This is a genomic window from Acinetobacter sp. ACIN00229, from assembly GCF_016106645.1.
Taxonomy (GTDB): domain Bacteria; phylum Pseudomonadota; class Gammaproteobacteria; order Pseudomonadales; family Moraxellaceae; genus Acinetobacter; species Acinetobacter oleivorans.
This window is the reverse complement of record NZ_JADWOM010000003.1, coordinates 118,136-143,577: the sequence shown is the minus strand read 5'-3', so window position 1 is coordinate 143,577 and position 25,442 is coordinate 118,136. Positions and strand designations below refer to the sequence as shown.

General features: G+C 39.9%; 21 protein-coding genes. 12 read left to right on the top strand and 9 right to left on the bottom strand.

What is annotated here, in order from left to right; genetic code table 11:
* The first annotated feature begins 105 nt into the window (after positions 1-105).
* Together I7H67_RS03535 and I7H67_RS03530 are read left to right on the top strand one after the other, a co-directional pair.
* A complete protein-coding gene (locus tag I7H67_RS03535) occupies positions 106-1,281 on the top strand; it encodes a thiolase family protein (RefSeq protein ID WP_198307091.1) in 1,176 nt (391 codons plus the stop codon).
* A 130-nt stretch (positions 1,282-1,411) separates the two neighbouring features.
* A complete protein-coding gene (locus I7H67_RS03530) occupies positions 1,412-1,855 on the top strand; it encodes a VOC family protein (protein ID WP_005309721.1) in 444 nt (147 codons plus the stop codon).
* A gap of 49 nt (positions 1,856-1,904) precedes the next feature.
* On the opposite strand, the gene I7H67_RS03525 is transcribed toward I7H67_RS03530, so the two are convergent.
* From I7H67_RS03525 to I7H67_RS03505, 5 genes are all read right to left on the bottom strand, one after another.
* Complete coding sequence (locus I7H67_RS03525; protein ID WP_198307090.1) at positions 1,905-2,393, bottom strand: DUF934 domain-containing protein; 489 nt, start codon at positions 2,391-2,393, stop codon at positions 1,905-1,907.
* Positions 2,386-4,029: a nitrite/sulfite reductase gene (locus I7H67_RS03520; RefSeq protein ID WP_004789205.1), complete on the bottom strand. Its 1,644-nt coding sequence runs from the start codon at positions 4,027-4,029 to the stop codon at positions 2,386-2,388. Before I7H67_RS03520 ends, I7H67_RS03525 begins: the two co-directional genes overlap by 8 nt.
* A 165-nt stretch (positions 4,030-4,194) precedes the next feature.
* Complete coding sequence (locus I7H67_RS03515; protein ID WP_198307089.1) at positions 4,195-6,600, bottom strand: glucose/quinate/shikimate family membrane-bound PQQ-dependent dehydrogenase; 2,406 nt, start codon at positions 6,598-6,600, stop codon at positions 4,195-4,197.
* A 174-nt stretch (positions 6,601-6,774) separates the two neighbouring features.
* The gene (locus I7H67_RS03510; protein WP_198307157.1) at positions 6,775-8,007 is read right to left on the bottom strand and encodes a carbohydrate porin; all 1,233 of its coding nucleotides are present in this window, start codon (positions 8,005-8,007) and stop codon (positions 6,775-6,777) included.
* A gap of 155 nt (positions 8,008-8,162) precedes the next feature.
* Positions 8,163-9,281 (bottom strand): CaiB/BaiF CoA transferase family protein, encoded by a 1,119-nt coding sequence (locus I7H67_RS03505; RefSeq protein ID WP_198307088.1) that lies wholly within the window; start codon positions 9,279-9,281, stop codon positions 8,163-8,165.
* 210 nt (positions 9,282-9,491) lie between these two features.
* Here I7H67_RS03505 and I7H67_RS03500 point away from each other — a divergent pair, with 210 nt between their 5' ends.
* The 5 genes from I7H67_RS03500 to I7H67_RS03480 all read left to right on the top strand — a co-directional run bounded on the left by I7H67_RS03500 (position 9,492) and on the right by I7H67_RS03480 (position 15,328).
* Entirely contained in the window at positions 9,492-10,502 is a 1,011-nt protein-coding gene (locus I7H67_RS03500) for an AraC family transcriptional regulator (RefSeq protein ID WP_004789200.1), read from the top strand.
* Positions 10,503-10,673: 171 nt separating this feature from the next.
* Positions 10,674-11,879: an acetyl-CoA C-acetyltransferase gene (locus I7H67_RS03495; protein WP_198307087.1), complete on the top strand. Its 1,206-nt coding sequence runs from the start codon at positions 10,674-10,676 to the stop codon at positions 11,877-11,879.
* A gap of 18 nt (positions 11,880-11,897) precedes the next feature.
* Entirely contained in the window at positions 11,898-14,033 is a 2,136-nt protein-coding gene (locus tag I7H67_RS03490; RefSeq protein WP_198307086.1) for a 3-hydroxyacyl-CoA dehydrogenase NAD-binding domain-containing protein, read from the top strand.
* A gap of 164 nt (positions 14,034-14,197) precedes the next feature.
* Positions 14,198-14,452, top strand: coding sequence for a hypothetical protein (locus tag I7H67_RS03485; protein ID WP_198307085.1), 255 nt, complete (start codon positions 14,198-14,200; stop codon positions 14,450-14,452).
* 15 nt (positions 14,453-14,467) lie between these two features.
* Complete coding sequence (locus I7H67_RS03480) at positions 14,468-15,328, top strand: patatin family protein (protein WP_198307084.1); 861 nt, start codon at positions 14,468-14,470, stop codon at positions 15,326-15,328.
* A gap of 29 nt (positions 15,329-15,357) precedes the next feature.
* Here the strand turns inward: I7H67_RS03480 and I7H67_RS03475 are convergent, their stop codons facing one another.
* Positions 15,358-15,777 (bottom strand): GNAT family N-acetyltransferase, encoded by a 420-nt coding sequence (locus tag I7H67_RS03475; RefSeq protein ID WP_198307083.1) that lies wholly within the window; start codon positions 15,775-15,777, stop codon positions 15,358-15,360.
* 12 nt (positions 15,778-15,789) lie between these two features.
* A complete protein-coding gene (locus tag I7H67_RS03470; RefSeq protein WP_198307082.1) occupies positions 15,790-17,001 on the bottom strand; it encodes a class I SAM-dependent methyltransferase in 1,212 nt (403 codons plus the stop codon).
* Positions 17,002-17,128: 127 nt separating this feature from the next.
* Here I7H67_RS03470 and trhA point away from each other — a divergent pair, with 127 nt between their 5' ends.
* Positions 17,129-17,770, top strand: a complete 642-nt coding sequence (gene trhA, locus I7H67_RS03465) for a PAQR family membrane homeostasis protein TrhA (RefSeq protein ID WP_198307081.1) — start codon at positions 17,129-17,131, stop codon at positions 17,768-17,770.
* A 134-nt stretch (positions 17,771-17,904) separates the two neighbouring features.
* A complete protein-coding gene (locus tag I7H67_RS03460; protein ID WP_013196873.1) occupies positions 17,905-19,215 on the top strand; it encodes an MFS transporter in 1,311 nt (436 codons plus the stop codon).
* Between the two features lie 66 nt (positions 19,216-19,281).
* Here I7H67_RS03460 and I7H67_RS03455 read toward each other — a convergent pair whose 3' ends face one another.
* Both I7H67_RS03455 and secA read right to left on the bottom strand, forming a co-directional pair.
* The gene (locus tag I7H67_RS03455; protein ID WP_151821345.1) at positions 19,282-19,725 is read right to left on the bottom strand and encodes a hypothetical protein; all 444 of its coding nucleotides are present in this window, start codon (positions 19,723-19,725) and stop codon (positions 19,282-19,284) included.
* Positions 19,726-19,856: 131 nt separating this feature from the next.
* Positions 19,857-22,577, bottom strand: a complete 2,721-nt coding sequence (gene secA / locus I7H67_RS03450) for a preprotein translocase subunit SecA (RefSeq protein ID WP_192455249.1) — start codon at positions 22,575-22,577, stop codon at positions 19,857-19,859.
* Positions 22,578-22,982: 405 nt separating this feature from the next.
* On the opposite strand from secA, the gene I7H67_RS03445 reads away from it, so the two are divergent.
* The 3 genes from I7H67_RS03445 (at position 22,983) to I7H67_RS03435 (ending at position 25,435) form a co-directional block, all read left to right on the top strand.
* Complete coding sequence (locus I7H67_RS03445) at positions 22,983-23,633, top strand: peroxiredoxin (RefSeq protein WP_013196871.1); 651 nt, start codon at positions 22,983-22,985, stop codon at positions 23,631-23,633.
* A 414-nt stretch (positions 23,634-24,047) separates the two neighbouring features.
* Positions 24,048-24,860 (top strand): MBL fold metallo-hydrolase, encoded by an 813-nt coding sequence (locus I7H67_RS03440; protein WP_174739558.1) that lies wholly within the window; start codon positions 24,048-24,050, stop codon positions 24,858-24,860.
* Positions 24,857-25,435 carry a dual specificity protein phosphatase family protein gene (locus I7H67_RS03435; RefSeq protein ID WP_013196869.1) on the top strand — a complete coding sequence of 193 codons (579 nt, stop codon included), beginning with the start codon at positions 24,857-24,859 and terminating at the stop codon, positions 25,433-25,435. The genes I7H67_RS03440 and I7H67_RS03435 overlap by 4 nt, the downstream gene beginning before the upstream one ends.
* Positions 25,436-25,442 lie beyond the last annotated feature (7 nt).

The window sequence follows — 25,442 nt, the reverse complement described above, 5'->3', positions numbered from 1 at the left end:
TCTACAGTCTAACGCAGAAGATATCTCTACCTGATTTTTGCAATATACTGCCTAGGTTTTAAACATTTCTTATTTTGAGATTAAGAACAATCGGAGATTACAACAATGACTGACATCGTAATTGTTAATGGTGCTCGTACTGCCATGGGTGGTTTTCAAGGATCACTATCAGGACTTACAGCGCCTGAATTAGGTGCTGTAACGATTAGAGAAGCAATCGCACGAGCAGGTTTACAACCTACTGATGTCGAAGAAGTCATTATGGGTTGTGTTCTTCCTGCTGGCTTAAAACAAGGTCCTGCTCGTCAAGCAATGCGCAAAGCTGGCTTACCTGATTCTACAGGTGCTGTGACGATTAATAAGCTTTGTGGCTCTGGTATGAAAGCCGTGATGCAAGCAACCGACATGATTAAAGCAGGCAGTGCTGAAATTGTTGTTGCCGGCGGCATGGAGTCTATGACAAATGCACCTTATGTTTTACCAAAAGCACGTGCTGGCTATCGTATGGGCCATGGTGAAATTAAAGATCATATGTTTCTTGATGGACTTGAAGATGCTGAAACTGGTCGTCTAATGGGTTCTTTTGCTCAAGATATGGCAAATACTCGTGGCTATACACGCGAGCAAATGGATGACTTTGCGATTCGCTCTTTAAAACGAGCTCAAACAGCAATTACCGAAGGTTATTTCAAAGATGAAATCGTTTCGGTTACCGTGCCTAGTCGCAAAGGCGATGTCGTTGTTGATCAAGATGAACAACCTTTAAATGCAAAGATCGACAAAATTCCTTCACTTAAACCAGCTTTTGCAAAAGACGGTACAATTACCGCAGCAAACGCAAGCTCTATTTCAGATGGTGCATCTGCATTAGTATTAACCTCAAGTGAGGTTGCTACTCAACGTGGTCTACAGCCACTGGCAAAAATTATTGCAACAGCTTCAAACTCTCAACATCCTTCAGAATTTACAATCGCTCCTGTTGGCGCTATTGAAAAAGTTCTTAAAAAAGCGGGTTGGAATGCGCAAGATGTTGACCTGTGGGAAATTAACGAAGCTTTTGCCATGGTTACCATGTGCCCAATTGATGACTTCAAACTTGATGCTGAAAAAGTCAATATTAATGGTGGTGCTTGTGCATTAGGTCATCCAGTAGGTTCTACAGGTTCTCGTATTATTCTCACACTGATTCATGCACTGAAACGTACTGGTGGTAAAAAAGGTATTGCAGCACTTTGTATTGGCGGTGGTGAAGCAACAGCCGTTGCGATTGAACTTATTTAATTAAAATTAGCTATTTTAAAATCCCACTTCGGTGGGATTTTTTTATGAAAAAACTACAAAAAAAGACCCACAAAATCACTTTTAAGTTTTAACTTATTCTTTTAAACGAAAACAACAATGGACAATAACAATGCAACTCAATCACTACCTCAATTTCCAAGGTCAGGCAGAGCAAGCCTTTAATTTTTATAAATCAGTTTTTGGTGGCGAGTTCGCCATGTTGAGTCGCTATGGTGATATGCCACCGTCAGAAGGTGTGACATTATCTGAAGCGAACAAAAATCTGATTCTTCACGTTTCTCTACCTATCAATGAATACACTGTACTTATGGCATCAGATACAAATGATCAATTCTGTGCGCCTAACAGTGTTTTTACCCAAGGCAATAATCACTACATCGCAATTAATCTTGAAAAGGACGAGCAAGAAAAAGCTAAACAACTTTTTGATGCGTTGTCTGTTAACGGTCAAATTGAAATGCCTCTAGAAAAAACGTTCTGGGGTGCATTATACGGAGCGTTTACCGATCAATTTGGTATAAAGTGGATGGTTAACTGCCAACTTGATACATAATTTTCAATATAAAAAATCCCGCAAATTGCGGGATTTTTTATTTCAGGATTTATTGAGCACCTGTTTGATAACTCGCTTCTGGCACACCAGTTGAAGCTTGATACGGATTGGTAAAGTCTTGCAAACCTGCCACAGCTTCTTGCACGTCTTTGCCTTCTTTTACGACAAAGCTATCAAAACCAGAACGCTTTAAGTAGTTTAAAACATCCTTAAACACATCACCTGTTGCACGTAACTCACCTTGGAAACCTTGGCGACGTAACAATGCTGCAAATGAGTAACCTCGGCCATCACCAAAACCCGCAAACTCAATGAAAATTGCATCAAGTTCATTTAATGGGAAAGTATGATTTTCAGGCGAATCATTTACCGTCACATACAAAGCTTTTTTGCCTTGAATGTTAGCTAATTGGTCAAGTTGAGCCGTTGTTACGACAACGTCACCTTGAGGAACTACACCATCTTCAGCAATGATTTGATAAGTATTATCTGCAATCGTGCCATCTTTATAAAGCACTGGTAGAGCTGTATTAAGCATATGCACGCTCCTTAAATGGTTGAATTCCTACACGGCGATATGTGTCAACAAAACGCTCACCTTCCGTACGCAAATCAAGATAAGTATTTAATACTTCTTCAATTACATCAGGCACAGCATCTGCTGCAAATGATGGCCCTAAGATGTCACCGATTGATGCATCATGGTCAGAATTACCACCTAATGTAATTTGATAGAATTCAGCGCCTTTCTTATCTACACCTAAAATCCCGATGTTACCTACGTGGTGATGACCACAGGCATTCATACAACCAGAAATATTTAGATCTAAATGACCAAGATCATAAACTTTATCTAAGTCATCGAAACGACGTGTAATCGCTTCAGCAATTGGAATTGATTTCGCATTTGCAAGTGAACAGAAATCACCGCCCGGGCAACTAATAATATCGGTAATAAAACCAATATGTGCACGTGCCATATTTTGTTGCTCAAGCGCTTGCCATACATCGAACAAATCTTTTTGAGGCACATCTGCCAAAGCAATGTTTTGTTCATGAGTTGTGCGAAGTTCACCGAAAGTATATTTATCAGCAAGATCTGCAATAAAGTTCATTTCTTCAGTGGTCATATCGCCCGGTGCGATACCTGCACGTTTTAGAGAAATCGTAACAATACGATAGCCCTTCACTTTATGCGCATGCGTGTTGATGTTGAACCACTGTTTGAATTTTGGATGCTCAGCAAATAAAGCGGTAAAGTCTTCATCTGCCAAATCTTGATAATCAAAAGGAGTGAATTCTTCATCCAGTTTTTTCAAGATTTCTGGCTGAATTTTCAATGCTTCACGTGTATGTTCAAACTCAGCTTCAACTTTCTGTGCAAACACTTCAGGAGTTAATGCTTTAACTAGAATTTTGATACGCGCTTTATATTTGTTATCACGACGACCATGTAAGTTATAAACACGTAAAACCGCTTCTAAATAAGCAATTAAATCTTCACGCGGTAAAAACTCACGAATAACGCTGCCAATGATTGGGGTACGGCCTAAACCACCACCAGCCATAATTTTATAGCCGATTTCACCCGCTTCATTACGCACGATATAAACACCAATATCGTGGAATGCAGTTGCCGCACGGTCTTTTTCTTCAAGTGCAGAAACAGCAATTTTGAACTTACGTGGCAAGAATGCAAATTCTGGGTGGAATGTACTCCACTGACGAATCAATTCACATGTTGGACGTGGGTCTGCAATTTCACCAGCAACCACACCTGCGTATTGGTCAGTTGTTGTGTTACGAATACAGTTACCACTCGTTTGAATAGCATGCATTTGTACAGTTGCAAGTTCAGCCAAAATATCTGGCACATCTTCAAGTGCAGGCCAGTTCAACTGGATGTTTTGACGTGTAGATACGTGTGCATAACCACGGTCATAAGCAGTTGAAACTTCAGCAACTTTACGTAATTGCTTAGAATTCATTAAGCCATACGGCACAGCAATACGCAGCATAGGCGCATAGCGTTGCACATATAAACCATTTTGCAAACGTAACGGACGATATTCATCTTCAGAAAGTTTGCCAGCTAAATAGCGTTCAGTCTGATCACGGAACTGAGCAACTCGTTCATTAACCAGCTGCTGGTCGAAATCGGTATATAAATACATGGCGTATGGCTAGTAGATTCATTATTAAGGCGGATAGCATAGCGAGCTTTCATTCATCAATAAAATGCTTTTTTTGCATATTTAATAACGGTTTTATTGATAAGCTTTAATATAAATCGACATAAAAAAGCCCGGATAAATCCAGGCCCTTTCTATAAAAGCTTTTTATTTGTTATCTGGTAAGGCATAGGCCACTAAATAGTCGCCCATTTTTGTACCAAATGAACCATGACCACCCGCCATGATCACAACATATTGCTTACCATTGATTTCATAAGTCATTGGTGTTGCTTGTCCACCCGCTGGTAAACGCGCTTCCCAAAGTTTCTTACCATTAGTAACGTTAAACGCACGTAAGTAGTTATCTTGAGTTGCACCAACAAACATGACATTACCGGCAGTAGAAATTGAACCACCTAAACCAGGTACACCAATTTTCACAGCTGGTAACTGGAACAAGTTCGGTAAGCTGTCACGAATTGTACCAATACGTTTTTTCCATACCACTTCATGAGTTTTTAAATCAACGCCAGCTACATAGCCCCAAGCTGGTTGTTTACAAGGTAAACCAAGCGGAGATAAGAATGCGCTAATTTCAACACCATAAGGTACGCCGTACATCGGTTGTACACCCTGCTCAGTTCCCGCACCTTTTGCAGTTTGTGCACGGTTTGGATCGGCAGGAATTAAACGACTGACGAATGGCAAACCAATCGGGTTCATTACAGCAACCTGACGGTCAGGGTTAACTGACATACCGCCCCATTCAAACACACCTAAGTTACCAGGGAAAACTAAAGTACCGTTTTCAGATGGTGGAGTATAAATACCATCGTAATTTAGACGTTTGAAAGATACACGACACATGAGCTGATCAAGCATAGTGGCACCCCACATATCTTTATCAGTCAATTTATCTTGTGGAGCTAAGTTCAAGTCAGAGAATGGCTGAGTTTTTGAATAATGCTCGCCTTTAGTTTGTGGTCCACGTTTAACTGTTTGTGGAACTGGTTTCTCAGTTACAGGAACAATTGGTTGACCATTACGACGATCAAGAACAAAGGCGTTACCTGTTTTAGTCAATACATAGATTGCAGGAACCGTTTGGCCAGCTTTGTTTTTGATATCAGCTAAAGATGGTTGTGATGGTACATCCATATCCCATAAATCATGATGGGTTGTCTGGAAGTTCCACACTAATTTACCAGTTGAAGCATTAATCGCTAACATCGAGTTCGCATAACGCTCTTTCAACTCAGTACGGTCGCCCCCCCAGATATCTGGAGTACCTACACCTGTTGGAACATAAACGATATCAAGTTTGGCATCGTATGCTAAAGGAGCCCATGCATTTGGTGAGTTATGAACGAAATTCGTACCTTCGCCCGGCATTGCATTTGGATCTGCTGCGCCAGTATCAAATACCCAAAGGAGTTTACCAGTGTTAACGTCGTATCCACGAATTACACCAGATGGTTCTTTATTTGAGTAGTTATCTGTTACCGAACCAGCAATAACAACTGTTGAACCAGTCACGATACCAGGAGATGTTGGGTTGTAACCACCTGGGTAAGCATATGGCATAAACTCTTGCAAGTTCACTTCACCATTTTTACCAAAGTCAGTACATGCTTTACCAGTGTCAGCATTCACCGCAACTAAACGGCCGTCATTCACAGGAACAAAGACTTTACGCGGACATTGTGTAGAGTCAGATTTCTTGCTTTGAAGACTCGTTGCAAACTCAGTTGTGTTGTTTGCATCGTAGTACATCACACCACGACAAGTTAAATGCTGGAACGATTTATCCGTTTTAAGCTTCGGATCAAAACGCCATTTTTCTTTACCTGTCGCAGGATCAATTGAAATTAATTGCTGGTGAGCTGTACAGATAAACATGTTATTACCGATTTTAATCGGTGTAACCTGATTGGTCGTTTCGCCAGAGTCGTTATCTGTCTTAAGATCACCAGTACGTAAAGTCCAAGCAACTTTCAAATCTTTTACGTTTTGATCATTAATCTGCTTTAACGGAGAATAACGTACACCTGCCTGAGTACGACCATACGCTGGCCAGTCACTCTCTGCTACACCTGGAACTGCTTGAGCAGTTTCTGGTTGAGGTGTCTTGATTTCACCATTAATTTCTTGCGGATCGTTGAAAATCGAATAGACCATCAACAAGATTGCAATTGCTAGAGTTGAAGATAAGGCAACTTTACTTGATCCAAGGTTGCTGATTCCACGAGTTACGGCTGGAACCAATAACCATAAACCAAGAATACCTAAAATATCTAAACGAGGTGCAAGCGCCCAGAAGTCTGTTCCAACTTCCCAGACACCCCAAATAATGGTACCCAGCATTAAAGCAACGTACACCCACAATGCTGTAGAGGCGCGCTTATAGAGTTGCCATGCAACAATCAGGAGTAATACACCAGTAATAATATAGTAAATTGAACCGCCTAATGTAGCGAGCCAAATACCTCCAATTAACAGGAATAACGCTAATAACCCAATAATAATTACGGTAAAAGTCGTTAAACCTGATCTTGAAGTAGGTTGAGTCATAAACCACCTCTTATCAATCATCATTTTTATCGGAAAGATAGGACAAGCTTTTAATCAAAAATCGGCCTATCAATGCATCTAAAACAAAACTCAGGCATAAAGAAAAAACGGAAGGTCAGGATCATTCAATCAATGATTTGGCCCTCGACAATCCGTTTTTCAGAATAATTACGCTTAGAATGCAGTTGAGAATTTAATACCGCCTACCCAAGTGTTATCACCATTTTTTAATGCACCAACATGACGAACATATTGCACATTTGGACGGATAGTCAGCCAGTTTGTCGCATGAATACCGTAGTAAAGCTCGGTATTGTATTCAGTATCGTATTCTTTATTTTGGACATCGTTCCAATCATCGTTGATATGGATACGCGCAACACCTAATGCCAATTCATCTTGAGGACGTTGATTGAGCAAACCTTTATAGACTAAGCCTACATTTTGCATATTATCAATTTTGTTAGTGTCAGAGTCGTGGAACGTCAGGTTCACAAATCCAGTCAAACCACGGTCTGTTTGATCAGTAGGCTGGAATAATTTTTGTTTTGCAGTTACCCATACACCTTGTTTATGAGAGTTTTTGGTTTCATCTGCAATTTCTTTGGCATCAGCAGTGCTGTAGTAATACCCTAAACGGTATTCACCAGCCATACTTTGAGCGCCTAATTTAGGTGACCAAACTACTTCGGCAGGAATAATTGCCCCATGTGAACCATCAGTACTTAGGTTAAAACCTTTGCCTCGGTCCAAATTTTCCGGGTTATATTCATATACACCCACTTGGGTATATAAGTCTGGTTGCAAGTTATATTTAACACGCATTGCCCATTGGCTGACTGGCCAGTTATACCACTGTTCACCAACCCAGTTACCCACTTGCGAACCACAAAGCGCCAAGTTCTGGAAATCACAGTCAAAACTATTAAAGTCCTCACCTTCACCAAAACGACCGACTTTCACGTCTAACTTCTGATCAAGGAATTTTTTCTTAATCCACAAGTCTGTTAAACGCCAAGTTTGCTCACGCCCCCACACTTCTTGCACCGAGCTTAAATGCCCCGCTAAAGCTGGTGAATGTTCAGAAAGTGATTGCCCATCACGATAAGTTAATGTGATTTGAGCTTCAGTATCTTGCCACCCTAAAATTTTGTTTAAATCAAAATGAGTTCCTAAAGCAAGTTGCCCCGTATAAGCACTACCATGCGTTGATGTATTTTTTGAATCTAAAATACCGGCGTATTCGCCGGTATATCCGAAAGAAAAATCATAACCTTGTGCTTGTAACGCGGTGCGTTGACCGTTCCAATCACCCAACATCCACGGACTATTTGGGTCGAATGCAGCAGCAGCTTGTGCGTGCTGAATGAAAAGAGTAATTGATAAAACGGATAAACAGGAAGCCATCAAGGATTTATGTGTTTTCATGTTTACATACCTTTTATGTCTTTGTTTATAAAGGGTACGCTAATTTTGTGTAAAGAAATTATTCAAAATGTTAATCAATTGATTAATCTAATAATAATCTTAATACACAGTGTCTAAGAAATGGCCTCACCTCTTTACCATTGTCCTTCACCAAGTTTTTGACCTATAAAGGAATATCTCATTTTTGATCTTGAAAACTTAATTGGGCAAGCCAACTGTGGTTCTGTATCTGCTGTATTATTCTGCAAAGGAACATCCACAATCCATCCACGTTGTTGTGCTAAGGGCGAATTTAATGACTCAGTGAGACTTAAAACAGGTTCTACACACACATCAATGTTTGCAAAAATTTCATGCCACTCTTTAAATGTTTTGCTTTTAATTTTTTCTTGAATTGCTTGTTTAACTTCTTTCCGATCTTCGGGATCTAATGAAGCGCCCTTTTGTAATAGTAGTGGCAGATCAAGCGCTATGGATAAACCTGACATAAATTGTGGTTCAAGACTACCAATTGAAAGATAACGACCATCTTGGGTCATATAATAGTCATAGAAAATCCCACCATTGAGCATTCCATGCTCTGGAGACTGTTCGACTTGTGCAGCGAGTGTGGCTGATGCAGCCATACTATTTAAGCTAGCAACACAATCGGTCATGGAAATATCAATATATTGACCCATACCACTACGCCCACGTTCAACCACCGCCGCTAAAATAGCAATAACTGCATGAAGTGAACCACCTGCAATATCTGCAACTTGAATACCGAGTGGCGGTGGACCACTGTCTTGTCGACCGCTATACCCAGCAATACCAGCTAAAGCTAAATAGTTAATGTCATGCCCTGCTCTATCTTTATAACTTCCTGTTTGTCCATAACCTGTAATTGAGCAGTAAATTAAGCGCGGATTAATTTCGGCAAGTGTTGAGTAATCTAATCCTAGACGGTGCATGACATCAGGTCGAAACTGCTCTATGACAATATCAAACTCGGAAATTTTGGCTTTAATTAATTCAATACTTGCCGGATCTTTTAAATCGAGAACAACCGACTGTTTATTTCGGTTTAAATAACTATGTGCCGTTGCTTGCCCATTTGCATAGGGTGGCATGATCCGAATTAAATCTGGACGCGATGGAGATTCGATATGGATGACTTCTGCTCCCATATCGGCTAAATACATTGTGGCAAAAGGTCCGGGTAAGAGTGTCGAGAAATCGAGAACTTTAAGTCCATTTAATGCTGTCGTCATCGTTTTTTTAACCACTATTATTCATATTTTCTTTTATATTAGTTAAGCAAATATTCTAAAACAATGTCATGTTCAGCCATTTACCTTGATCATTTCGGCAATTTAACATGTAAAAAGTGCTTTTACTCTGTTGTAAATCGCCAATTTATTTTTTTAGACGGTCATTTAGGTCAATTTAAAGTGAACATCAAAGAGACTGAAGGATTCAATATGAGTCGCGATACGATTAGCATCCACTTCGTGAATGCGGCTTTGACAGGCGTAAAGCGCCTTGGCATGGATGTTGAAATGCTCCTTTCACATGTGGGCATTGAAGCGGAATTATTACGTCAACCTAAAGCTCGAATCTCACCAGAACAATACACTCGTTTTATAAAAATGTTGTGGATGGTCACACAGGATGAACACGTTGGATTTGACGTACAACCACGTCGTCTGGGCACTTTTGCCATTATGTGTCAGTTGATTATTCACGCAAAAACATTGGGTCAAGCTCTTGAACTGTCATCTCAATTTTACAAATTATTTGGCGATGAATGGTCTGTCAGCCTAGAACGTGACAAACATGAAGCACGCCTAGTTCCGCTCATTCCAAAAACTTTAGATCCAGATCATTTCATTACCGAAAGTATGCTTATGATTTGGCACGGTCTAGCATCATGGCTCATTGAACGCCGTTTGCCATTAGAGCGTGTTCATTTTAGCTACCCACGTCCTGCACATGCAGATGAATATGATGCATTATTTTTTGCACCAGTCATGCAGTTTGATGCACCGCGTACTGAAATAACTTTTGCGGCTGATTATCTTGATTTGCCAATCCGTCAAGATGAAAAAACGCTAGAAGAATTCTTAAAAGCAGCACCTGCTCAGCTTTTAGTAAAATTCAAAAATACCAACTCGCTAACTTCTCGTATTCGTGAAGTACTCAAAAGCCAGATTGGTGAAGAAATGCCAACGCTTAATGACGTTGCATCAATGTTGTATTTATCTCCGCAAACCTTACGTCGTCGCTTGGCTGCAGAAGGTAAAAGCTATCAAGGCGTAAAAGATGCCTTACGTCGAGATGCTGCAATTCACTTATTACTCAACCCTGAATTAACACTTGAAGACGTTGCTCAACAAGTTGGTTTTAGTGAAACGAGTACGTTCCACCGCGCATTTAAAAAGTGGACGGGTGTAACCCCTGGCCTATATCGCCAGCTACACGGTTATCACTAACTCTTAAATCTATTTAAGTTTCACATTTAGCCCAAGTTCAACTTGGGCTTTTTTGTATTTCTATTGGCAAAAATCATCACCTGACTGGTGCGCTTATCGTCATTGCACTCGCTACTAAAACCAGTACACTCAAAACACAAATAAATTTTAAGCAATAAAAAAGGAACTGTTATGAGCGAGGCTTATATTATTGATGCCATTCGCACACCACGCGGAAAAGGAAAAAAAGACGGCTCTCTTTATGAAGTAAAACCAATTACCTTACTCACCACTTTATTAAATGAATTACAGCAGCGCCATCAACTCGATACATCGAAAGTTGACGACATTGTTTTGGGCTGCGTAACTCCTATTGGTGATCAAGGCGGCGACATTGCCAAAACTGCAGCCATTGCAGCGGGTTGGAATGATGATGTTGCTGGAGTTCAAATCAATCGTTTTTGTGCTTCAGGCTTAGAAGCAGTCAACATGGCAGCCATGAAAGTTCGTTCTGGTTGGGAGGATTTAGTCGTTGCAGGTGGCGTTGAATCAATGTCACGCATTCCAATGGGTTCCGATGGCGGACCGTGGGCGCTAGACCCAGAAACAAATCTTAAGTCATCATTTGTTCCACAAGGCATCGGCGCCGACCTCATTGCAACCTTAGATGGTTATAGCCGTGAAGATGTTGATAATTTCGCTGTAAACTCACAACAAAAAGCGGCAGCGGCTCAATCAAATGGTTATTTCAATCACTCAGTCGTACCAGTAAAAGATCATGCAGGTGTGGTGATTTTAGATAAAGATGAGTTTATTAAAGGTAACACCACACTCGAAGGCCTAACGAAGCTCAACCCAAGTTTTGAAATGATGGGGCAAATGGGTTTTGATGCAGTTGCTTTACAAAAATATCCAGAAGCACAAAAAATAAATCATGTTCATCACGCAGGTAACTCATCAGGCATTGTCGATGGAGCAGCTGTAGTTTTATTGGCTTCTGAAAAAGCGGTAAAAGAACAAAATTTAAAACCACGCGCTAAAGTTTTGGCGACTGCATTAGTCGGTACTGACCCAACCATCATGCTGACAGGCCCTGCTCCTGCTGCACGCAAAGCTTTAGAAAAAGCTGGTCTTATGATTGATGATATTGACCTGTTTGAAGTCAATGAAGCCTTTGCAGCAGTTGTAATGCGTTTTATTAATGAGCTCAACGTCCCTGCTGAAAAAGTCAACGTAAATGGCGGTGCGATTGCTTTAGGCCATCCACTAGGAGCAACAGGTGCCATGATTTTAGGCACACTACTTGATGAGCTTGAACGACAAGATAAAAAGCGCGGTTTAGCGACGCTCTGTGTTGGCGGTGGGATGGGTATTGCCACCATTATTGAACGCGTATAAAAATTAGGGATATAAAAGATGAGTGCAATTCAATACGAAAAAAATGCCGACAATATTGTCATTTTAACGCTTGATTCAACAGGTCAATCTGCGAACACCATGAATGCTGAGTTTCGTGACTCGCTCGATGAGGCAACTCAGAAACTTAAAGCAGAAACAGAACTTTCAGGTGTTATTTTCCGCTCAGCTAAGAAAACTTTCTTTGCAGGCGGTGACCTAGATGAGCTAATTCAAGTTCAACCTGAACATGCGACTGACTTTTTCAATATGGTTGAAAAGCTAAAAGGTCATTTACGCACAATTGAAACGTTAGGCATTCCAGTCGTTGCAGCATTAAATGGCACTGCACTTGGCGGTGGTTGGGAAATCGCATTAAGTTGCCATCATCGTATCGCAATCAATGACGCGAAAAGTAAATTTGGCCTACCAGAAGTCACTTTAGGTTTGTTACCAGGTGGCGGCGGTATTGTGCGTATGGTACGTCTGCTTGGACTTCAAAATGCATTCCCTTTCCTAATGGAAGGAAAACAGTTCAGTGTTGATAAAGCAAAATCTTTAGGCTTAATCCACGATACTGCTGAAAATGAACAAGAGCTTTTAGATAAAGCAATTGCTTGGATCAAAGCAAATCCAAAATCTCAGCAGCCTTTTGATGTGAAGGGTTATAAAATTCCGGGTGGTAACCCAAAAACTCCAGCAGTTGCACAAGTTCTTGCAATTGCACCAGCCATGTTAAGAGATAAAACCAAAGGTTGTTACCCTGCCCCTGAAGCGATTATGGCTGCCGCAGTTGAAGGTGCTCAAGTCGATGTCGATACTGCACTGCGTATTGAGTCCCGCTACTTTACTCAGCTTACAACAGGTCAAATTTCTAAAAATATGATCGGCACTTTCTGGCATGGTCTAAATGCAATTAAGTCTGGTGCGAGCCGCCCTGCCGACGTTGCAAAATGGCAAGCCACTAAAGTTGGTGTGTTGGGTGCTGGTATGATGGGTGCTGGTATTGCTTATTCAACTGCAATTAAAGGCATTCCTGTTGTACTTAAAGATGTATCTGTTGAAAATGCGGAGAAAGGCAAAGCTTACTCACAAAAACTCTTAGATAAACGTGTTTCACAAGGCCGCATGACCGCAGAAAAACGTGATCAGGTTTTATCGCTCATTACGGCTACTGCTTCAGCTCAAGATCTTCAAGGCTGTGACTTAATTATTGAAGCGGTATTTGAAAATCAAGAACTCAAAGCCAAAGTCACTCAAGAAGCTGAACAATATTTAGCACCTAATGGCGTAATGGCATCAAACACTTCAACCCTGCCAATTACAGGTTTAGCTCAAGCAAGTAAGGATGATAAAGCTTTTATCGGTCTGCATTTCTTTAGCCCTGTCGACAAAATGCAGTTGGTTGAGATTATTAAAGGTAAAAACACCTCCGCAGAGACACTTGCCAAAGCTTACGACTTTGTACAACAAATTGGAAAAACACCGATTGTTGTTAATGATAGCCGTGGTTTCTTTACCAGTCGTGTGTTTGGTACTTTCATTCAAGAAGGTATGTGCTTGCTTGCCGAAGGTGTCCACCCAGCGCGTATTGAAATGGCAGCACTGAAAGCTGGTATGCCAGTTGGCCCCCTCGCTATTCAAGATGAAGTATCTTTAACATTAACCGAACATGTTGCTAGTGAAGCACGTAAAGCTCTACAAGCCGAAGGAAAAGATTTACCTAAAACTTCTGTAGATGAAGTGGTTCACACCATGATTCATGAGTTAAACCGTAAAGGTAAAGCTGCTGGAGCTGGTTTTTATGAATATCCTGAAAATGGTAAAAAGCATCTATGGGAAGGCTTAAACCGCTGGAAAAAAGAACATGATATTTCTGAACAAGATATGATTGATCGCATTCTGTTTGTACAGGCGCTAGATACCTTACGTTGTTATGAAGAAGGTGTGTTGGAGTCTGTGATTGATGCCAATGTCGGTTCCATCTTTGGGATTGGTTATGCGCCTTGGACTGGTGGAGCAATTCAATTCCTAAATCAATACGGCACTGATAAAGCACAAAAACGAGCTGAAGAGTTAGCTGCTAAATATGGTGAACGCTTCACACCGCCTGCACTGCTAAAAACCAAAGCTGAGCAGAAACAAAATATTCAATAACTTAGACTTATTGAATATTTAAAAACTGCATAAACCTTGCCCATATAAATATATTTTATTTATATGGGTTTTTCTTTATGACCTTTAAGATTTCAGCCTCACACCTAAATATGCTATAAATAGACTTCATTTTTGTGCTTCTACAGCACATTCGAGAAATCCTTATGTCCGATAAAAATTCTTCCGAGTCAGCAGTTCTAGGCTGGAAATTTGTTCTGATCGTTGGTGTTTTAAGTGCGATTTTCCTTGGCTTTTTCTATTTAGCAATGAGCAATGAACCTGACTACATGCCAGGAGCACAGCGCAAAGCACAACAAGAGCAAATGCAGCAAAAAGCTGAACACTCTACGGGGCAACACGCTCAACATGACGATATGCCTGAAATGGACATGCAAGAACATAAGCACTCAACTCAGTAATCAGATATTTTTCAAATGACAGATTTTTCCCGCAACGCATTGGTTGTAGAGGGTGGAGGCATGCGTGGTGCCTTTACCAGTGGTGTACTTGACTCATTTCTACAACAACAGTTCAATCCTTTTGACTTATATGTTGGTGTATCTTCCGGTTCGACCAATGTGGCTAACTACTTGGCAGGCCAACAAGGCCGCACTCTAACGTTTTATGTTGATCACTCACTTCGTCCTGAATTCATCGATTACAAACGCTTTTTTAAAGGTGGTGATTTACTTGATTTAAAATGGATGTGGGAAATTGGTGAGCAAGAGCACCCACTTGATCAACAAAGTCTTTTCGCTAAAAATCCAGATTTTTATATGGTGTTGACGCATGCTAAAACAGGTCATGCTGAGTATCTTCGTGCTGGTAAAGATAATCTGTTAAATGCACTGCGTGCTTCTAGCTCAATTCCGGTTTTAACGCGTCATCCCGTCGATATTATGGGTGAACCATACTTTGATGGCGGCGTTGCAGATGCCTTACCCGTTCGCTGGACAGCACAGCAAAGTGGCGTTAAAAAGCTGTTAGTTTTACGCACTCGCCCTAAAAATTACTTTAAGGGCAGTAGCCGAGGCGACCAATTCCTCGCAAAATATGCGTTTAAACATTACTATGGTTTTGCAAGCAGTTTACGGAACCGTTGTGCCCGTTATAACGCTTCGGTCGATTTTGTTCGGGGTGAAAATCCAGAACAGCAAATTTTAGAAGTTTGCCCACCACCTCTTAAAAATATGGCTGGCCGTTTAACTACTAACCCGAAAAAGCTTCGTTATAGCTATGAAGTCGGTTTAGAAACAGGACTACAGGCAATTGAAAGCTGGAATGCAATGAAATAAATCCAACTTGAGATTTCTAAAAAGAAGTCTCAAGTTAATTCTAAAATCATATCAATATGTGGAATACCACAATCTTGGTAAACCTCACCTTGCACCTGAAAACCTAAAGCTTCGTAAAAAGCTGTCACATAAGTTTGCGCAGAAAGCTTTAAATAAGGCAGTTTATGTTGGTGCGCATAGTCAATAATATGCTGCATTAAAATTTTACCAATACCCTGTTTTCGATAAGGCACTAAAACAGCAACACGCCCTACGCTATGCTGTGGTAACAGACGTGCTGTAGCGATAGGCTGCTCTTTGTCATAAACAATAAAATGCAAAACTGTGGCATCCAAGTCGTCCCACTCATCTTCAGGCGCAATTCCCTGTTCTTGAATAAAAACTTGTTCACGGATGTATTTCGCATCTTTCTCGAGCTGTTCCCAACCACCCTCTTTAATTTTATACATCCGCTCACCGCCCTAGCACTTGCAGCCAATATTTTCGATCGGCAATTGATCTTGTAATAGCAACTCTAACGTTTGTTTTTTAATACCGTACATTTCTTTCAATGCTTGAATTTGAGCCATAATCTTGGCATCAGGTTCAGAAACGTTTTTGCGTTTCGTCGCCAAAATCATTTTGTTTTTGCTGGTATGTTCAAGCGATACAAACTCAAAAACTTTAGTTTCATAGCCATACGCTTTTAAAAGTAACGCACGTAACGTATCGGTTAGCATTTCGGCTTGTTGCCCCGCATGAATACCAAACTGTAGCATTGGTTGTAATACTTCAGGACTATGTAATTGTGGGCGTAACTCTTTGTGACAACACGGCGCGCACATAATCATCGAAGCGTTTAAACGAATTCCAGTATGAATGGCAAAGTCAGTTGCAATATCACACGCGTGTAAGGCAATCATAACGTCCAGTTTTTCTGGCTGATAACTACGGACGTCACCTTCAAAAAAGTCTAAGTGGTTAAAATGCACTTTGTCTGCAACATTCTGGCAAAACTCAACCAGATTCGGGCGCAATTCAACACCAGTGATTAATGGTGTTTTTTTCTGCTCTTGCAAATAATCATATAATGCAAAAGTTAAATAACCTTTGCCCGAACCAAAATCTACAATGCGTAACTCTTGTTGAGATGCATCAATTTGCTCACAAGCACTCGCAAAGATTTCAATAAATTTATTAATCTGTTTCCATTTACGCGCCATGCTTGGAATGATTTGGCCTTTTTCATCAGTAATACCAAGCTCTTTTAAAAATGCATTCCCCTGGTGTACATAGCGTTGCTTTTCACGATCATGTGCCTGAATCGTTTGTGTCGCATTTACTGCCTGCTTTTTACCTATATTTAAGAGGGCTTTTTTCTTATTTTTCTTGAGCTGTATTTCTTGATTAGTTGAAAATAAATTCGCTTGTTTACATTGAATGATTAACTGCTCAATCTGTTGCAAACCTTCTTCAAATGAATAATTTTTAGTCACATCTTGGGTAGTATGGTGATATAAAGCTGAAAGCTGTTTTTGGCCATGTAGCTCTACAACGCGGAAAGTGATTTTTTCCAGTTGCGCCAACTCTCCTTTATATTGGCTCAAGATCAATCGCTCAAAAGCTTGTTGGTCAAGCATTTGCTTGATTTTATGAAAGAATTGCTGTTCTTGCTCAAAGGAGAAAACCGACACGGATATACCTAAAAATGAAGACTCATATAAAATAGAAGTTTAAAGGGTCTAGGATTAAAAATAAAATAACTTTACGACTGTTTTGTATTTCTATACATTCGTATTTTTAATCAAAAAAATTAAACTTATGAGTAAATCTGTGTTGGAAACTTACGATCCAAAAGAAGAACTATTTAATGCCTACAGCCATGGGGCTGGTATCATTATGGCAGTTATAGCTTCTATCTTTTTAATTATAAAGGGATCTTATCTTTCAACTGCTCAGTGGGTAGGTTTGTGGGTATATTCATTTAGTCTCATTTTGGTTTTCACCAGTTCGACTCTTTATCACTTTGCGCAAACCCAAAACTTACGTTACTGGTATAAGAAACTTGACCATACAGCTATTTATTATTTAATTGCTGGAACGTATACACCCTTCTTAAGCATCGCAATTCCTACTACAAAAGCTCACTATCTGTTGATTACACTCTGGAGCATTGCTGCGATTGGTACACTTTTCAAGTTAGTTTTTATTCATCGTTTTCAAAAAATTTCTTTGCTAGCTTATATTTTAATGGGATGGCTTGCTGTGTTTGTAATAGATGATATGCGCACATATTTAAGTAAAGACGCATTGATTTTCTTGATCATTGGCGGGTTAGCTTATACGGTTGGAGCATTGTTTTACGCGTTAAAAAAGGTAAGATATACCCATGCGATCTGGCACATTTTTGTGCTTTTAGGTGCAGGAGCACATTTTCTTGCTATCTATTGGTACATAGTTTAGTTCATTTTTCACTCTTATTCAGTGATCCTGAAAGAGTCATGGATGATGTTCTTTCACGCTATTCTTTTAGAAAAAATACGTCTTTAAAAGGAATAGTAAATTAAAAATAAATTTTAACTGATATAAGGTTTTATATGGATTCAACCTCTGCGACTGCTGCTCCGGCAGTAGCCACTAATTCAAAAACACGGGTTTTATTTGCAAGCTTAGTCGGTACAACCATTGAGTTCTTCGACTTTTATATCTATGCAACTGCTGCCGTTATTATTTTTCCTCACTTGTTTTTCCCTGCTAGTAGTGGCAGTGCCGCAGTCTTACAATCTTTAGCGACCTTCGCAATTGCCTTTATTGCCCGCCCCATCGGTGCAGCAATATTTGGACATTTAGGAGACCGTATTGGTCGGAAAGCCACATTGGTTGCAGCTTTACTCACCATGGGTATCTCAACCGTATGTATTGGTTTACTTCCTACCTATGCACACATCGGAATCTTCGCACCCTTACTATTGGCTGTATGCCGTTTAGGACAAGGCTTGGGTTTAGGTGGTGAATGGAGCGGTGCAGTATTACTCGCGACTGAAAATGCCCCAGAAGGTAAAAGAGCATGGTATGGCATGTTCCCACAGCTTGGTGCTCCAATTGGTTTTATTTTGGCAACCGGTTCATTTTTATTATTGAGTGCCACCATTCCTGAGCAGGCATTCATGCAATGGGGCTGGCGTATTCCATTTATTGCAAGTGCTGTATTAGTAATTGTGGGTTTATATATCCGTTTAAAACTACATGAAACTCCAGCATTCCAAAAAGTTTTAGATAAGCAAAAAGAAGTTAATATTCCATTTAAAGAAGTTATCACTAAACATACGGGTAAGCTTATTCTTGGTACGATTGCAGCAATCTGTACATTTGTAGTGTTCTATCTTACAACCGTATTTGCCTTAAACTGGGGAACCACAAAGCTTGGCTATGCACGTGGTGAGTTCTTAGAACTTCAACTCTTTGCAACCCTTTGCTTTGCTGCATTCATTCCTTTATCAGCTATTTTTGCAGAAAAATTTGGTCGTAAAACAACCTCTATTGGCGTCTGTATTGCTGCTGCGATTTTCGGCTTGTTTTTCTCTAGCATGTTAGAGTCTGGAAATACCTTAATCGTCTTCCTTTTCTTATGTACTGGCTTGGCGATTATGGGCTTGACCTACGGTCCGATTGGTACAGTTCTTTCTGAACTTTTCCCAACTTCAGTTCGTTACACAGGTTCAGCATTAACGTTTAACTTAGCAGGCATTTTTGGTGCATCATTTGCGCCACTTATTGCAACTAAGCTTGCCGAAACTTATGGTTTATATGCAGTTGGTTATTATCTTACTGCGGCATCGCTTTTATCACTCATCGCTTTCTTACTTATTCGTGAAACGAAAAATGATGATGTGAATAATCAGATTTAAAGTTTTAAAGACACCCCCATAAAAAAGCCAGTTCAATTTGAACTGGCTTTTTTATACGTATATGAATTAATTCATTGATGCTGGATTCGAAGGTGCAATGCTATTTGATACAGCAGGAGCTGTTACATTACTTGCTGCAACGGCTGCTGGACCAGCAACGGCAGCTTCACCAATGAGTGCAACTTTTGCTTTTTCTTGGCTCTTCACAGATAAAGCAGGGTTACTTGCCACAATACGATTAATGTTTGCTGAGTTTGCCGGAGCAATCGCAGTCGTTTGTAAAATAATTGGGCGATTACCTGTGTTACCCAACGTATAGCGAATGCCTGTACGCGGGCTAATCACTGTAGTATTTTCTTGCTTCACTACAGCTTGAGCCGAAGTTGGGCCTTTTGCTGCAAGTACTTTATCAACCGTTGTCGTTTGAGGGGCTGAAGCTGCTTCTGCTGCGAAAACAAAACTAGGCACAGCAAGAACAGTTAAAAATAAAGGTTGTAATACTTTTTTCATTGTCTTTCCAACATACACTCTGGATGAGAAGTAAATAGCATTTAATGCTTAAAACTGCAAACATTATTCACAGGCTTACTACAAACATAAAAAAAGCAGAACATTTGTTCTGCTTTTTTCGTTAAGGCAGATTAGATCTTACCGTGACATTGCTTATATTTTAGTCCAGACCCACATGGGCATGGTGCATTACGGCTTTCTGGAACAGGGAAAGCTTGCTGATCATTAGACTCGTTCAAGCTTTCTTGAGAAAGTGTAACTTCACCAGTTAAACCATCTACATCATCATGTTCAAAAGAAAGCTTCATTGATTCAGCTTGCTGCTGCTGTTGAGCTTCCATTTCTGCAAGTTCTTCTGGTGTTGGGATATGTACACGAGACAAATCAGTCACAACATCAGTTTTAATAATACCCAGCATATTTACAAACAGGTTGAAAGCTTCTTTCTTGTATTCCTGTTCAGGATTTTTTTGCGCATAGCCACGTAAGTGAATACCTTGACGCAAATAATCCATTGCAGCCAAGTGATCTTTCCAATGACGATCAAGAGAGTTTAAAACGAAGTGACGTTCAAGCATTGCTGCTGATTCATCACCCATTTGAGCGCGGCGCTGGCGATAACGTTCAATTACTTCATCGCTAATACGCTCAACTAAGCCTTCTTCATCTAGACGGCGATCTTGATCTAACCATTCTTGAATTGGTAACTCAATGCCCAAATCAATACGTAGAGCGTTTTCTAAGCCTTCAACATCCCACTGGTCATGAATTGACTCTGGTGGAATAAAGTTAGCAATCACGCCTTTCATCACTTCGTGATGCATTTCTTCAACGTATTCTTTTAAAGTATTTTCAGCTAACACTTCATCACGTTGTGAATAAATGATCTTACGTTGTTCATTATTCACATCATCGTATTTCAATAAGTTTTTACGAATATCAAAGTTACGCGCTTCAACTTTACGCTGAGCGTTCTCGATTGAACGACTCACCATTTTGTGTTCAATCGCTTCATTTTCTTGGAGACCCATCGCACGCATCATTCCGACTACGCGATCACCTGCGAAAATACGCATAAGGTCGTCTTCAAGAGACAAATAGAAACGAGAAACACCAGGGTCACCCTGACGGCCCGCACGACCACGTAACTGGTTATCAATACGGCGTGATTCATGGCGCTCAGAACCAATGATGTGCAAACCACCTGATTTCAATACATCTTCGTGGTCTTGTTCCCATTGTGCTTTCAGACGTGCTTCATCTTCAGCAGTAGGGTTTTCAAGTTTGGCAAGTTTTGCTTTCCAGTTACCACCCAAGATAATATCCGTACCACGACCGGCCATGTTGGTTGCAATCGTTACTGCATTTGGGCTACCCGCTTGAGCAATAATGTCTGCTTCACGCTCATGCTGCTTTGCATTCAACACTTCATGGTGAATGCCAGCTTGCATTAACTTAGAAGATAAAATTTCACTAGCTTCAATGGTCGCTGTACCAATCAGAATTGGTGCAACACCTTGCTCACGAATATTCGTAATTTCCTGAATAATCGCATCGTATTTACCGTTACGGTTTAAATAAATTAAATCGTTTTGGTCATTACGTACCATTGGGCGGTGAGTTGGAATAATCACAACATCAAGGCCATAAATTTCTTTCATTTCCGCAGCTTCAGTATCAGCAGTACCTGTCATACCTGAAAGTTTTTTATATAGGCGGAAATAGTTCTGGAATGTTGTGGTCGCTAGTGTTTGGTTTTCAGGCTGAATTTCCAAACCTTCTTTCGCTTCAACTGCTTGATGCAAACCTTCTGACCAACGACGACCTGGCATTGTACGGCCAGTGTGTTCATCAACAATCACGACTTCGCCATCGTGAATAATATAGTGAACATCACGTTGGAATAAGAAATGTGCACGAATGGCAGCAGACACATGATGAACAAGGCTCAGATTCGTTGCTGAATATAGGCTTTCACCTTCAGCCAACAATCCCATTTGGATAAGTTCTTGTTCAACAGTTTCATAACCAATTTCGGTCATTTCAACTGAACGCTGCTTTTCATCAATCCAGAAATGCCCACCATCTGCAACTTTTTCTTCTTTTTGCGGATGTAATTTAGGAGGAATCGTATTGATTGCAGAATACAGATGCGAAGAGTCTTCACTTTGACCAGAAATAATTAATGGTGTACGTGCTTCATCAATCAAGATTGAGTCAACTTCATCGATAATCGCATAGTGCAAACCACGTTGTTTCTTTTCTGCTAAAGAAAACACCATGTTGTCACGTAAGTAGTCAAAACCGAATTCGTTATTGGTACCATAGGTAATATCAGCAAGATAAGCTTCCGCTTTTTCAGACGGACCTTGCATTGAAAAGATTGTACCAATAGATAAGCCCAAAAACTCAAATAATGGACGGTTCAACTCAGCATCACGCTGTGCCAAATAATCGTTCACAGTAATGACATGAACACCTTCGCCACTTAATGCGTTTAAATAACACGCCAAAGTACCCATAAGGGTTTTACCTTCACCGGTACGCATTTCGGCAATTTTACCTTCATGTAAGGTAATACCACCAATAAGCTGAACGTCATAGTGACGCATGCCCATTACACGCTTGGCTGCTTCACGACAAACTGCAAATGCTTCTGGAAGTAATTTATCTAAACTTTCGCCATTATTATAACGTTGTTTGAATTCTGGAGTTTTTGCAGATAAGTCTGCATCGCTTAAAGCTGATATCGTCGGCTCGAGCGCATTGATTTGCTCAACAATTTTGCGCATTCGTTTGAGTTCGCGCTCATTTTTTGTACCGAAGATACCTCCGATCAGACTTGCCAACATGGATAAACTCTCTAAATCTTGCTTGGTCAAATGAATAAACTTTTTCTCAGTCGTTTATTATGGTGCCAGAAATTTGAAGTACAAGGGGTTTGCACAAAACCCCTAAAAAAAATCTGATAGTTAGATGAATGGTATTTCATTCATCTAGTCCCCCTTAATGTATCTGGCACCTAAAAAGCACCATTAACGCTCATCTATTAAGCATAACTTCCGAGAAATCTAATTTAGCAAATTTACCTTAAAGTTACATTGATTAAGCACTTAAAATAATGAGTTTTAGTCATATATATTTACACTTATATAAAAATTTCATAATAAAATATAAAAACAATAATTTTAATCATAAAGTAAATGCTGCATATTCATTCAATCGAATAACAAATTATGAGCAATTGAGGAACGATCATGACATTACGATTAGGAGACACTGCCCCTGATTTTCAACAAGAATCGAGTGAAGGCATAATTAATTTTTATGATTTTTTAGGGGATAGTTGGGGAATCTTATTTTCACATCCAGCCGACTATACGCCAGTATGTACAACAGAATTAGGTTACACAGCAAAATTAAAAGATGAATTTACGAAGCGTAATGTTAAAGCGATTGCTTTGTCAGTAGACGATGTAGAGTCTCATAAGGGCTGGATCAACGATATTAATGAAACACAAAACACAACGGTAAATTTTCCAATCATTGCGGATAAAGATCGTAAAGTATCTGAGCTTTATGGTTTCATCCATCCTAACGCCAGTGAAACACTCACAGTGCGTTCTTTAGTTATTATTGATCCGAACAAAAAAGTTCGCTTAATTATTACCTACCCTGCTTCAACAGGTCGCAATTTTAATGAAGTCTTACGTGTGGTTGACTCATTACAATTAACAGATAAGCATAAAGTCGCTACACCAGCGAACTGGCAACAAGGCGAAGATGTGGTTATTGTGCCATCACTTAAAGATGAAGAAGAAATTAAACAACGCTTCCCTAAAGGCTATACAGCGGTTAAGCCTTATTTACGCTTAACACCACAGCCTGAAAGCAATAAAACCGACTAAAGGTTTTTATTGCTTGCAAGACAAGCGAAGTGCGTAGGCAAACATTCTAAAGTTTCCTAATAAAGCTGACAGTTATGTGCTGATTTTAAAAGCCTTTAAAAAAGGCTTTAATCGAAGCGCAAGACAAGCGAAGTGCGCTTAGGCAGGCATCTGAAAGACTCCCTACAAGACAAGCGAAGCGCGTAGCGCAAGCATCTGAAAGGTTCCTTGCAAGACAAGCAAAGTGCGTAGGCAGGCATCAAAAGATTTCAAATAAGCCAACCGCGTAGTAAATCTTAAGCAAAATAAGTAAATTTTTCACCCTTAAAAAGCCATCCAACGTGATGGCTTTTTTATTTATGTATTGAATACACATGGTTTTTACTGCTCAGATCAGTTATAACTCGAAGCGATTCGGTATAAAAAATAAAAATCATGATCTATAAAATTCATCATTTAAAGTGTGGCAGCATGTGCCCAGTTTGTGCCCCACTCTTTGGACAAAAAGGCTTTCGCGCTGAAGTCGTCTGCCATTGCCTTCTGGTTGAAACTGATCGAGGCTTAGTGCTTATTGATACAGGCTTTGGCTTGCAAGATTATTTACATATGAAACAACGCCTAGGCTCATTAGTTAAACGTTTAGGTAAAATTGAGCCTAACCTTGAGTTTAGTGCTATTCAGCAAATTCAAAAGCTCGGATTTAATCCAAAGGATGTACAGCACATCTTTGTCACTCATCTTGATTTTGATCATGCAGGTGGAATTTCAGATTTCCCACATGCCACTGTGCATGTTTTAGCTGCAGAATATAACGCAGCCCAACTTCCAAATTTTAAGGGCAAACTTCGTTATAGAACCAATCAATATAAAGATCATCGCTACTGGAACTTTGTTGAATACCAGCAAGGTGAAGCATGGTTCAACCTCGAAAAAGTAAAAGGCTTTCCTCTGTTCCAAGATGAAATTTTAATGGTGCCTCTATTAGGGCATTCAGCTGGTCATTGTGGTATTGCCATAAAGCAACAAAATCAATGGCTATTATTTTGTGGGGATGCTTACTACTCACACCTAGAGTTAAACCCTAAAAATAAATTAAGATCACTCGGTGTGCTGGAAAAAACATTTGCAGAAGATAATGAGCAACGCCTTGTTAATCTCAAACGCTTACAGCATTTAGCTCAACATGAGCCAACGATTGAAATAATTTGTGCTCATGATCCTTATGAGCTTAATCGGTATCAAACATGAAAAAATTATCGCTCATTACACTTCTCATCTGTATAAATTTACAAGGATGTATGCAGCATGAAAGTATTGCTCATGAGCAACGACCAAAAGACTGGGGCACTTTAGTCTCTCAGAGCCATAACTTTTATCAAATTAGTAATGATGTTTTTCGCAGTGAACAACCTAGTGCTGCAATGATTTCAGAATTAAAGAATCATCAAATTGGAACAATTATTAATTTAAGAGCCAAAGACGCAGATACTTTAGTTTTTAAAAATGAAAATTTTAATCTTGTGCATATTCCTATCAACACATGGGCAATTAACCGCCAAGATCTATTAGAGGTTATGCAGCAAATCAAAATTGCTAAACAGAGTAATCAACGTGTTTTATTGCACTGCTACCATGGTTCAGACCGTACAGGCGCCAGCGTTGCGATGTATCGCATTATTTTTGAAAATTGGGCAATTGATGATGCGGTTAAAGAAATGAAGGAAGGTGGTTATGGCTACCATATTATCTGGAAAAATATTGACCGTTTATTCACCCCTGAAAATGTAAAATGGATTCAACAGCAACTGTCGAATCCATCTTAACTACATC

Bases quoted from the DNA above. Each gene is read 5' to 3' on its own strand.
- I7H67_RS03535 (WP_198307091.1), top strand. From the start codon at position 106: ATGACTGACATCGTAATTGTTAATGGTGCTCGTACTGCCATGGGTGGT.
- I7H67_RS03530 (WP_005309721.1), top strand. From the start codon at position 1,412: ATGCAACTCAATCACTACCTCAATTTCCAAGGTCAGGCAGAGCAAGCC.
- I7H67_RS03525 (WP_198307090.1), bottom strand. From the start codon at position 2,393: ATGCTTAATACAGCTCTACCAGTGCTTTATAAAGATGGCACGATTGCA.
- I7H67_RS03520 (WP_004789205.1), bottom strand. From the start codon at position 4,029: ATGTATTTATATACCGATTTCGACCAGCAGCTGGTTAATGAACGAGTT.
- I7H67_RS03515 (WP_198307089.1), bottom strand. From the start codon at position 6,600: ATGACTCAACCTACTTCAAGATCAGGTTTAACGACTTTTACCGTAATT.
- I7H67_RS03510 (WP_198307157.1), bottom strand. From the start codon at position 8,007: ATGGCTTCCTGTTTATCCGTTTTATCAATTACTCTTTTCATTCAGCAC.
- I7H67_RS03505 (WP_198307088.1), bottom strand. From the start codon at position 9,281: ATGACGACAGCATTAAATGGACTTAAAGTTCTCGATTTCTCGACACTC.
- I7H67_RS03500 (WP_004789200.1), top strand. From the start codon at position 9,492: ATGAGTCGCGATACGATTAGCATCCACTTCGTGAATGCGGCTTTGACA.
- I7H67_RS03495 (WP_198307087.1), top strand. From the start codon at position 10,674: ATGAGCGAGGCTTATATTATTGATGCCATTCGCACACCACGCGGAAAA.
- I7H67_RS03490 (WP_198307086.1), top strand. From the start codon at position 11,898: ATGAGTGCAATTCAATACGAAAAAAATGCCGACAATATTGTCATTTTA.
- I7H67_RS03485 (WP_198307085.1), top strand. From the start codon at position 14,198: ATGTCCGATAAAAATTCTTCCGAGTCAGCAGTTCTAGGCTGGAAATTT.
- I7H67_RS03480 (WP_198307084.1), top strand. From the start codon at position 14,468: ATGACAGATTTTTCCCGCAACGCATTGGTTGTAGAGGGTGGAGGCATG.
- I7H67_RS03475 (WP_198307083.1), bottom strand. From the start codon at position 15,777: ATGTATAAAATTAAAGAGGGTGGTTGGGAACAGCTCGAGAAAGATGCG.
- trhA (WP_198307081.1), top strand. From the start codon at position 17,129: ATGAGTAAATCTGTGTTGGAAACTTACGATCCAAAAGAAGAACTATTT.
- I7H67_RS03460 (WP_013196873.1), top strand. From the start codon at position 17,905: ATGGATTCAACCTCTGCGACTGCTGCTCCGGCAGTAGCCACTAATTCA.
- I7H67_RS03455 (WP_151821345.1), bottom strand. From the start codon at position 19,725: ATGAAAAAAGTATTACAACCTTTATTTTTAACTGTTCTTGCTGTGCCT.
- secA (WP_192455249.1), bottom strand. From the start codon at position 22,577: ATGTTGGCAAGTCTGATCGGAGGTATCTTCGGTACAAAAAATGAGCGC.
- I7H67_RS03445 (WP_013196871.1), top strand. From the start codon at position 22,983: ATGACATTACGATTAGGAGACACTGCCCCTGATTTTCAACAAGAATCG.
- I7H67_RS03440 (WP_174739558.1), top strand. From the start codon at position 24,048: ATGATCTATAAAATTCATCATTTAAAGTGTGGCAGCATGTGCCCAGTT.
- I7H67_RS03435 (WP_013196869.1), top strand. From the start codon at position 24,857: ATGAAAAAATTATCGCTCATTACACTTCTCATCTGTATAAATTTACAA.